The organism is Ideonella azotifigens, from assembly GCF_006519715.1.
In the GTDB taxonomy this organism is placed as follows: domain Bacteria; phylum Pseudomonadota; class Gammaproteobacteria; order Burkholderiales; family Burkholderiaceae_C; genus Ideonella; species Ideonella azotifigens.
In genome coordinates, this window is record NZ_VIDT01000343.1 from 1 (window position 1) to 5,868 (window position 5,868).

The following is a 5,868-nucleotide window of genomic DNA, read 5'->3' on the forward strand; positions in this document are numbered from 1 at the left end:
AAGGCCTCGGGCGGCTGGCCGCGGCCATGGTCCACCAGCACGATGTTGCCGAGCGCGACCGACACGTCTTGAAGATAGGCGCAGCCCGGCGCCGCGCCAATGGTTGTCAGGCACAGCGGAAAGGGCAATGCGTCGTCGCGGCCCCAGGCGATGTTCAGCACCGGCGTGGGCCGGGTCTGCTGGCCTTCGCCGTCGCCGAACGCGACCGGGTACAGCGGATCTTCGCCGGGCGTGACCTCGGTCAGGCGAACGGCCCAGCGACGCGTCGGGTCGGCATCGGCTTCGAGGCCCGTGCGGGGGCCTTTGACTTCGGTGAAGACCAGCACGTCGCCCGGCTGCAGCTGCAGCGCGCGCTGGCCATCGGGCAGCCAGGTGTCCAGCAGCGTGGCGCTCGTCGCGCCGGCGGTCAGGCAGCAGGAGCGCCTGCCCCAGCTGTAGAAGCTGACGCGGGTGTGCGCGGCGCGGAAGACCACGGTCTGCGTCGCGTCCGCCACGCAAGGCTCGTACCACTCGATGGCCGACGGCGCCACGTTGGCCAACTGCCCGGGACTCAACAGGCGCGGCAGCTCGGCCAAGTCGTCCCGCCAGGGCGTGACGAACGCGAGCTGCCCATACGCCAGAGGCGGCGTGTCCACATCGACACCCACCTGCACCCAGGCGCGCGCGTTGCAGCCTTCGTGCAGCCGGTAGTCGACCAGCCGCGAATGGCGCCGCACCGAGATGCGCTGGCGCGCGGTGCCCAGGTAGGCCTCGGTGCCCACGGCGTCCTGGTAGTAGCTGAGGTAGTCGCCGACGTAGGCCAGCAGCTCGACCAGCGTGATGCCGAGGTCGGGCACATGGCGCTCGTGCCAGGTAGGCACCAGCAGCGCCAATCGGTCGAGGATCAGCTGGCGCAGGCTTGCATAGTCCTTGGCCAGGTAGTTCGGGCGCGGCTCGTCCAGCACCGCGGGGGCGCAGTCGCAGGCCGGCTTGCAGTCCAGGTCGCTCGCACAGTCGATGCGGAAGCTGAAATCGGCCGACGCGTAGTGCGGGTCGATGCCCTGGATGTCGACCAGCCGCAGCGTGTAGCGCGAGCGGTCGCCCTCGCGGTCGAGGTGGATCACCAGGAAGTCGTCGCGCTCGGGGTCCGGGTCCACGTGCGGGTCGGCGTCGATGATCTTCAAGCTGGTGATCACGTCGCCGCCGTCGATCGCCAGGTGGCGCGGCAGATCCGGCGCATCGGCGGCCAATTCGGGCGGCAGCTTGCCGAGGAAGTAAGCGACCAGCGTCGTCGGGTCGTCGCCGGTCTCGACATGGTCCAGCCCGTTGCGGCCAGTGGCCGATCGCACGGCCTGGCGGCGCGGATCGCTGAGGCAGGTGGTGTCCATGGCGGTTCCTGCAGTGGTGTTCAGAGGCTGCGGCTGAAGCTGGCGGTCTGCGCCTGGCCATTGGCCTTGATGACGTAGGACAGGGCGATCACCAAGCGCGCGTCGTCAGCGGTCACCGTCAGGTCCGCCACGTCGATCACGTCACCCAGCCACATCTGCAATGCGGCCTGCAGCGTGAACTGCACGGTGGCGGCCAGTTCGGGGCTGTTGGGTGCGAAGACCAGCTGCATCGCGCCGCTGCCGAAGTCGGGCCGGTTCACCCGCTCGCCATGGTTGGTGAAGACCAACTGCTCGATCATGTCGCGCACGTGCTCGTCCAGGCCTGCGCTCGCCGTGCGGCCTCGGGCGTCGAAATGCAGCGGGAAGTCGATGTCCATGGTGGCTCCTCAGGTCGCGAACACGCGTGGCTGCACGAAGCTCACCATCGGCGGGCCGTTGGGGATCTGTTCGGGGCTCAGGCACAGGCCCGGGCCGGTGCCGGGCGAGGGCTGCACGATGCCCGGCTGGCCCATCACCAGCACGCGGGTGGTGGGCATCAGCCACTTGATCGTCAGGCAGGGCTGCGGCTTGGGGCCGGGGATCGTGAACGGGCAGCCGGTGACGAGCATCTGGCTCGCCATCGTCGCAACCGGCTGGCCGCTGACCAGCACCCGCGGCTGCACCGGCGGGATCTGCGCCGGGATGCCGTGCGTGCACTGGACCACCGCACCGGTATGGAGGAGGAAGCCGGGCATCGCTTCATCTCCTCATGTGATGGTCAGCGCACCGACGTTGAAGTCGATGGTCGGGCCGATCATCGTCATCATCGCGCCCTTGCCGTTGGAGATGTAGATGCCCGAATCGTTGACGACGATCATCGCCCCGGTCGTGCTCTTCAAGATGATGCCGCCGGTGACCGGCGACGGCGGCATGTCGCTGATCATCACCATGTGCTGCAGCAGCGACTGGATGCAGATGTTCGGGTCGGCCGGGTTGCCGGCCAGCGCCAGGGTTGGCACGTTGGCCGCGACATCGAAGCGGCAGCCGATCCAGACCGGCCGGTTGACGTCGCCCTGCTCGAACATCACCCAGACGCCAGCGCCGATCGGCGGCACCATGTACACACCCATCGGCGGGCCGGTAGGCCCGGCCAGCGCGGTGCAGGGCTCGGCCCAGGTCGACGGCATGAAGGACAGCACGTCCGGAATGCTCAGCATCAGCCGGCCGCGGAACTCGGGGTCGACATTGATCGCGACCGTGGCGCGGTAGAGGCCGGGATAGCGGTTATCAGTCGTCATACCGGCACCTTGGGGGTCAACGAAATCAGGCCGTCGCGGCTGAGCTGGAAGCTTTGCTTGAACTCGCCGCGCTTGAGGTTGTGGGTCACGCTGTCGACGTAGTACAGGCCGTCGTAGGCGATGCCGGCACCGCGCACGCCGACGAGGGCCTTGGAGCGCAGCACGTGGCCGTAGCGCAGCACGTCAAGGCTGCCAGAGACGGTGATCGCGTTGGCCGAACCCTTGAGCAGGCGGCCCAGCACCTTCTTCAGCGCGCGCTGCACGCCGACGCCGGCAACGTCGTTGGTGAAGCTGATCTTGGCCGGCGGTGTCGGCCGCGCGCCCAGCGGCGGCTGGAAGATGCTGATGCTGGGGATCGGCAGCGGGATCGGGACCTTGCCGGTGATCGGGTCGAGGATCGTCACCACCATCGTCTCCTTGGCCAGCCCGTCGAGCGAGAGGCTCAGCGATTCGACATTGGTGTGCGCGTCCATGTTGATCGACAGCGCCGGCTGCGGCACGGGGATGCGGATGTCCGGGCCCAGGTAGGCGATGCTCTGACCGGGCAAGGGGCCGGGTTCGACGTAGAACACAAAGCCGTTTGCCCTGGCGATGTCCTTGAGCAGCTCCAGGTGGGTGCCGGTCTGCGAGTCCCAGCCTTCGGTGGCAATCCGCAGGTCGGGGATGAACGACGGGATCACCACCGGCACGATGCCCAAGGCCAGGTACGGCGCCAGCACCGCGTTGGCCTGCAGCGTGTCATTCATCTGCGGGAATGACAGCTTGAGCTGGACGATGTCCATCAGCACGGACAGGTCCTCGCCGGTGATGGTCAGCGTGGACTGGCCCGGCTCGTTGCTCGGCGTGAGCTCCTGCCGCGTGACCACGCCGTCCATCAGCACATTGGGAAAGCCGCCCAGCGTGACCACGATGATCACGCGCGTGGTGATCGGGTCGAAGAAGCCGGCCGGCAGCAGCGTGTCCAGCAGCGTCGAGCGCTTGCTCACCGCGAAGCTGATCTGGAAGCCGCTCTTGTCTTTCCCGCTGGTCACCTGCACCGACTGGACCGCGTCGATCACGGCCTTCGGCGCCGGCGCCGGCAGGCCCGGGCCGATCATCAGCGTGAGGTGGATGCCCTGGAGCACGGGTGGTCCTCAGGTCAGCGGCGTGGCGGGAATGCCCAGCGGCAGCGTGATGCGCAGTCGCCGCCCGATCTGCTCGGTCAACTCGTCGGGCCGCATCGCATCGTTCGCATCGCACAGGCGCCAGAACGCCAGCGGGTCACCGAGTTCGCTGCCCGCGATGATGTCCAGCCGTTCACCGGAGACGACCGTGTGGATGCTCAACAGCGCGAAGGCGCTGCCGGGCGGCACGAAGCGACGCGCCAGGTAGACCAGGTTGTCGCCGTCGGCGCCGGTGAGCGTCTTCGTCGGCGTGTCGTAGTAGCGGCTGTTGGGTGAGAAGTTGTAGTTGGCCACAATCGAACTCCGGTTCAGGGAATGCCGTTTAGCCCCAAGCTGGCGAAGCTGCCACCCGCCGCGCGGCGGGCGAGTTGCTCCTTGCCCTGCAGGTAAGTCATGAAGAGGCTGCCGCCCTTGACGTCGAAACCCAGGTCGTCGACGCTGAGCACCCGCAGGCCCAGGCTGACCTTGGCACGCGTCGGGTTCAGATGCGCGTCGAATGCCTCTTCGGTGATCGACAGCTCGGTGATGCGCACCGGCACGATGCGTTTGGCGCCGAAGACGAACAGCGGCAGCGGCGCCTGGGCTGGGGCAATTTCGAGCGAGCCCGAGCCGGCCTCGCTGTTGTTCGCACTGAGGTGGGCGCTGGTCGGGTAGACGATGGTTTCGAGCGCAGCCAACTGCGGGTGCAGCCCGGCCTCGTTGGTCTGGCCGTCGTTGGCCTCCATCGCATCGGTCGCGTCGATCTCGGCCTCGACCTTGATCGTCTCGACCGGCGGGCCCTTGAGCCGCAGTGCCTCGACGTGGTCGCCACTTTCCGCCCCGGCGCCCTTGACCTGCAGGCTGCGCGTCAGCGTGTCGGGGTTGTACTGCAGCGCGATGATGCGCAGCACCGCACCGGTCGCCGGGTCAACCAGGACCAGGCCGCCGCGAACCAGACGGGGGGAACCGGGGAAGGAGCTCATGGCGAGGCTTGCCGTTCTTGCTGGATCGCCGCCTCGGCGGCCTTCTCGATCGTATCGAGGGCTTGTGGATCTTTGAGCCCGACCGTCTCGGCCACGCTGAGGGTCGACAGCGGGTATTGGCGTGGCGGCTCCTGGCTGTGGCGCACCGTCGCGTCAAGCTGGCGGACCTGGCTGACGTCACGCCTGAACAAGGGCTCCAGGCGATCCCGCCTGGCACCGTCCAGCGGCCCTCCCGGAGGGTGCAGCGGGGCTTGGTCGGCCTGGTGCCGCACAAAGGCAAGGCGTTCAGGCATTCTTGTAGACCCGGTTGCACTCGGTGTCGGTCAGCGTTTCACCCAGCCTGGTGTCGTTGGAGGTTGCCATCAGCCGGCTGACGTCCTTGGTGTGGTCGTCCACACTGGGGCCCGAGTCGATCAGTTGGTGGCCCAACTCGTGGCCCAGGGTGCGGTCGGTGGCGTCGTTGCTGACCCAGGTGACGTTCTTGGCCAAGGCGGCGACACCTGCCGGCGGGCAGGACGCGGCACGGTCTTTGCTGCCGAGCTCACGCACGTAGAACACGCGGATCTTGCCGTTGAGGCCGAAGTCCGTCTTTGCGCCCTCGCTGAGCCTGCGCTGTTCGCCGCTCACCGAGCTGCAGGACGGTCCGGCGAGGATCTTGTCGGCGCCAACCCAGGCGTTGCTCTGGGCCACGCTGGCAGTCTTGTCGGCACTGTGGTTCAGCCGCACATTGCACTGCGCCAACATCGCGTCGGCGAGCCGCACATCGGTCGCGGGGTTACGGTTGGAGCCGTCGAGCTTGACGGTGTCGACGTTGACGGTCTTTTCGGCACGCGCTTGCATCGCCATGGGGCCGGCCGTCGCCGCCACGCCGGCAACTCTGCCGAGCATGAGGTTGGCGCGCGTCAGGCTCGCTTGTTGCGCCGTGCTTGGCGCCGCCGGCGCCGCGGCAAGCGCGGTGCGGATGATGGCGAGAATCGCCGCGCCGTTTGTTTGCGCCGCCAACAGATCGATTTCGCGGTTGACCAGGTTGTCCATGAACTGCAGCGCGACATCAAAGCTGGTAGCACCGAGTTGGTTGAACACTTCGCGGATGAACGGC

Annotated in this window: 8 protein-coding genes and 1 pseudogene; all 9 read right to left on the reverse strand. The window is 67.8% G+C overall.

Annotated features, from left to right (window positions below):
- Positions 1 to 1,367 (reverse strand): annotated as a pseudogene (locus tag FKP22_RS18805) (hypothetical protein); the annotation flags it as partial.
- Between the two features lie 20 nt (positions 1,368 to 1,387).
- Positions 1,388 to 1,744, reverse strand: a complete 357-nt coding sequence (locus FKP22_RS18810; protein ID WP_141289241.1) for a GPW/gp25 family protein — start codon at positions 1,742 to 1,744, stop codon at positions 1,388 to 1,390.
- A gap of 9 nt (positions 1,745 to 1,753) precedes the next feature.
- Positions 1,754 to 2,101: a hypothetical protein gene (locus FKP22_RS18815; protein ID WP_141289243.1), complete on the reverse strand. Its 348-nt coding sequence runs from the start codon at positions 2,099 to 2,101 to the stop codon at positions 1,754 to 1,756.
- A gap of 12 nt (positions 2,102 to 2,113) precedes the next feature.
- Positions 2,114 to 2,644, reverse strand: a complete 531-nt coding sequence (locus FKP22_RS18820; protein ID WP_141289245.1) for a phage baseplate assembly protein V — start codon at positions 2,642 to 2,644, stop codon at positions 2,114 to 2,116.
- Positions 2,641 to 3,768 (reverse strand): hypothetical protein, encoded by a 1,128-nt coding sequence (locus FKP22_RS18825; protein ID WP_141289247.1) that lies wholly within the window; start codon positions 3,766 to 3,768, stop codon positions 2,641 to 2,643. Before FKP22_RS18825 ends, FKP22_RS18820 begins: the two co-directional genes overlap by 4 nt.
- A gap of 9 nt (positions 3,769 to 3,777) precedes the next feature.
- Positions 3,778 to 4,101: a LysM peptidoglycan-binding domain-containing protein gene (locus FKP22_RS18830; protein WP_141289249.1), complete on the reverse strand. Its 324-nt coding sequence runs from the start codon at positions 4,099 to 4,101 to the stop codon at positions 3,778 to 3,780.
- Between the two features lie 14 nt (positions 4,102 to 4,115).
- Positions 4,116 to 4,769, reverse strand: coding sequence for a hypothetical protein (locus FKP22_RS18835; protein ID WP_141289251.1), 654 nt, complete (start codon positions 4,767 to 4,769; stop codon positions 4,116 to 4,118).
- A complete protein-coding gene (locus FKP22_RS18840; protein ID WP_141289253.1) occupies positions 4,766 to 5,062 on the reverse strand; it encodes a hypothetical protein in 297 nt (98 codons plus the stop codon). The genes FKP22_RS18835 and FKP22_RS18840 overlap by 4 nt, the downstream gene beginning before the upstream one ends.
- The coding region (locus tag FKP22_RS32245) for a hypothetical protein (protein WP_170200955.1) at positions 5,055 to 5,868 on the reverse strand (814 nt) is incomplete at its 5' end. The genes FKP22_RS18840 and FKP22_RS32245, both read right to left, overlap by 8 nt.

What these genes read in the sequence shown, in the direction of transcription:
- FKP22_RS18820 (WP_141289245.1), bottom strand. Translation starts at nt 2,644, where the DNA reads ATGACGACTGATAACCGCTATCCCGGCCTCTACCGCGCCACGGTCGCG.
- FKP22_RS18840 (WP_141289253.1), bottom strand. Translation starts at nt 5,062, where the DNA reads ATGCCTGAACGCCTTGCCTTTGTGCGGCACCAGGCCGACCAAGCCCCG.
- FKP22_RS18815 (WP_141289243.1), bottom strand. Translation starts at nt 2,101, where the DNA reads ATGCCCGGCTTCCTCCTCCATACCGGTGCGGTGGTCCAGTGCACGCAC.
- FKP22_RS18835 (WP_141289251.1), bottom strand. Translation starts at nt 4,769, where the DNA reads ATGAGCTCCTTCCCCGGTTCCCCCCGTCTGGTTCGCGGCGGCCTGGTC.
- FKP22_RS18810 (WP_141289241.1), bottom strand. Translation starts at nt 1,744, where the DNA reads ATGGACATCGACTTCCCGCTGCATTTCGACGCCCGAGGCCGCACGGCG.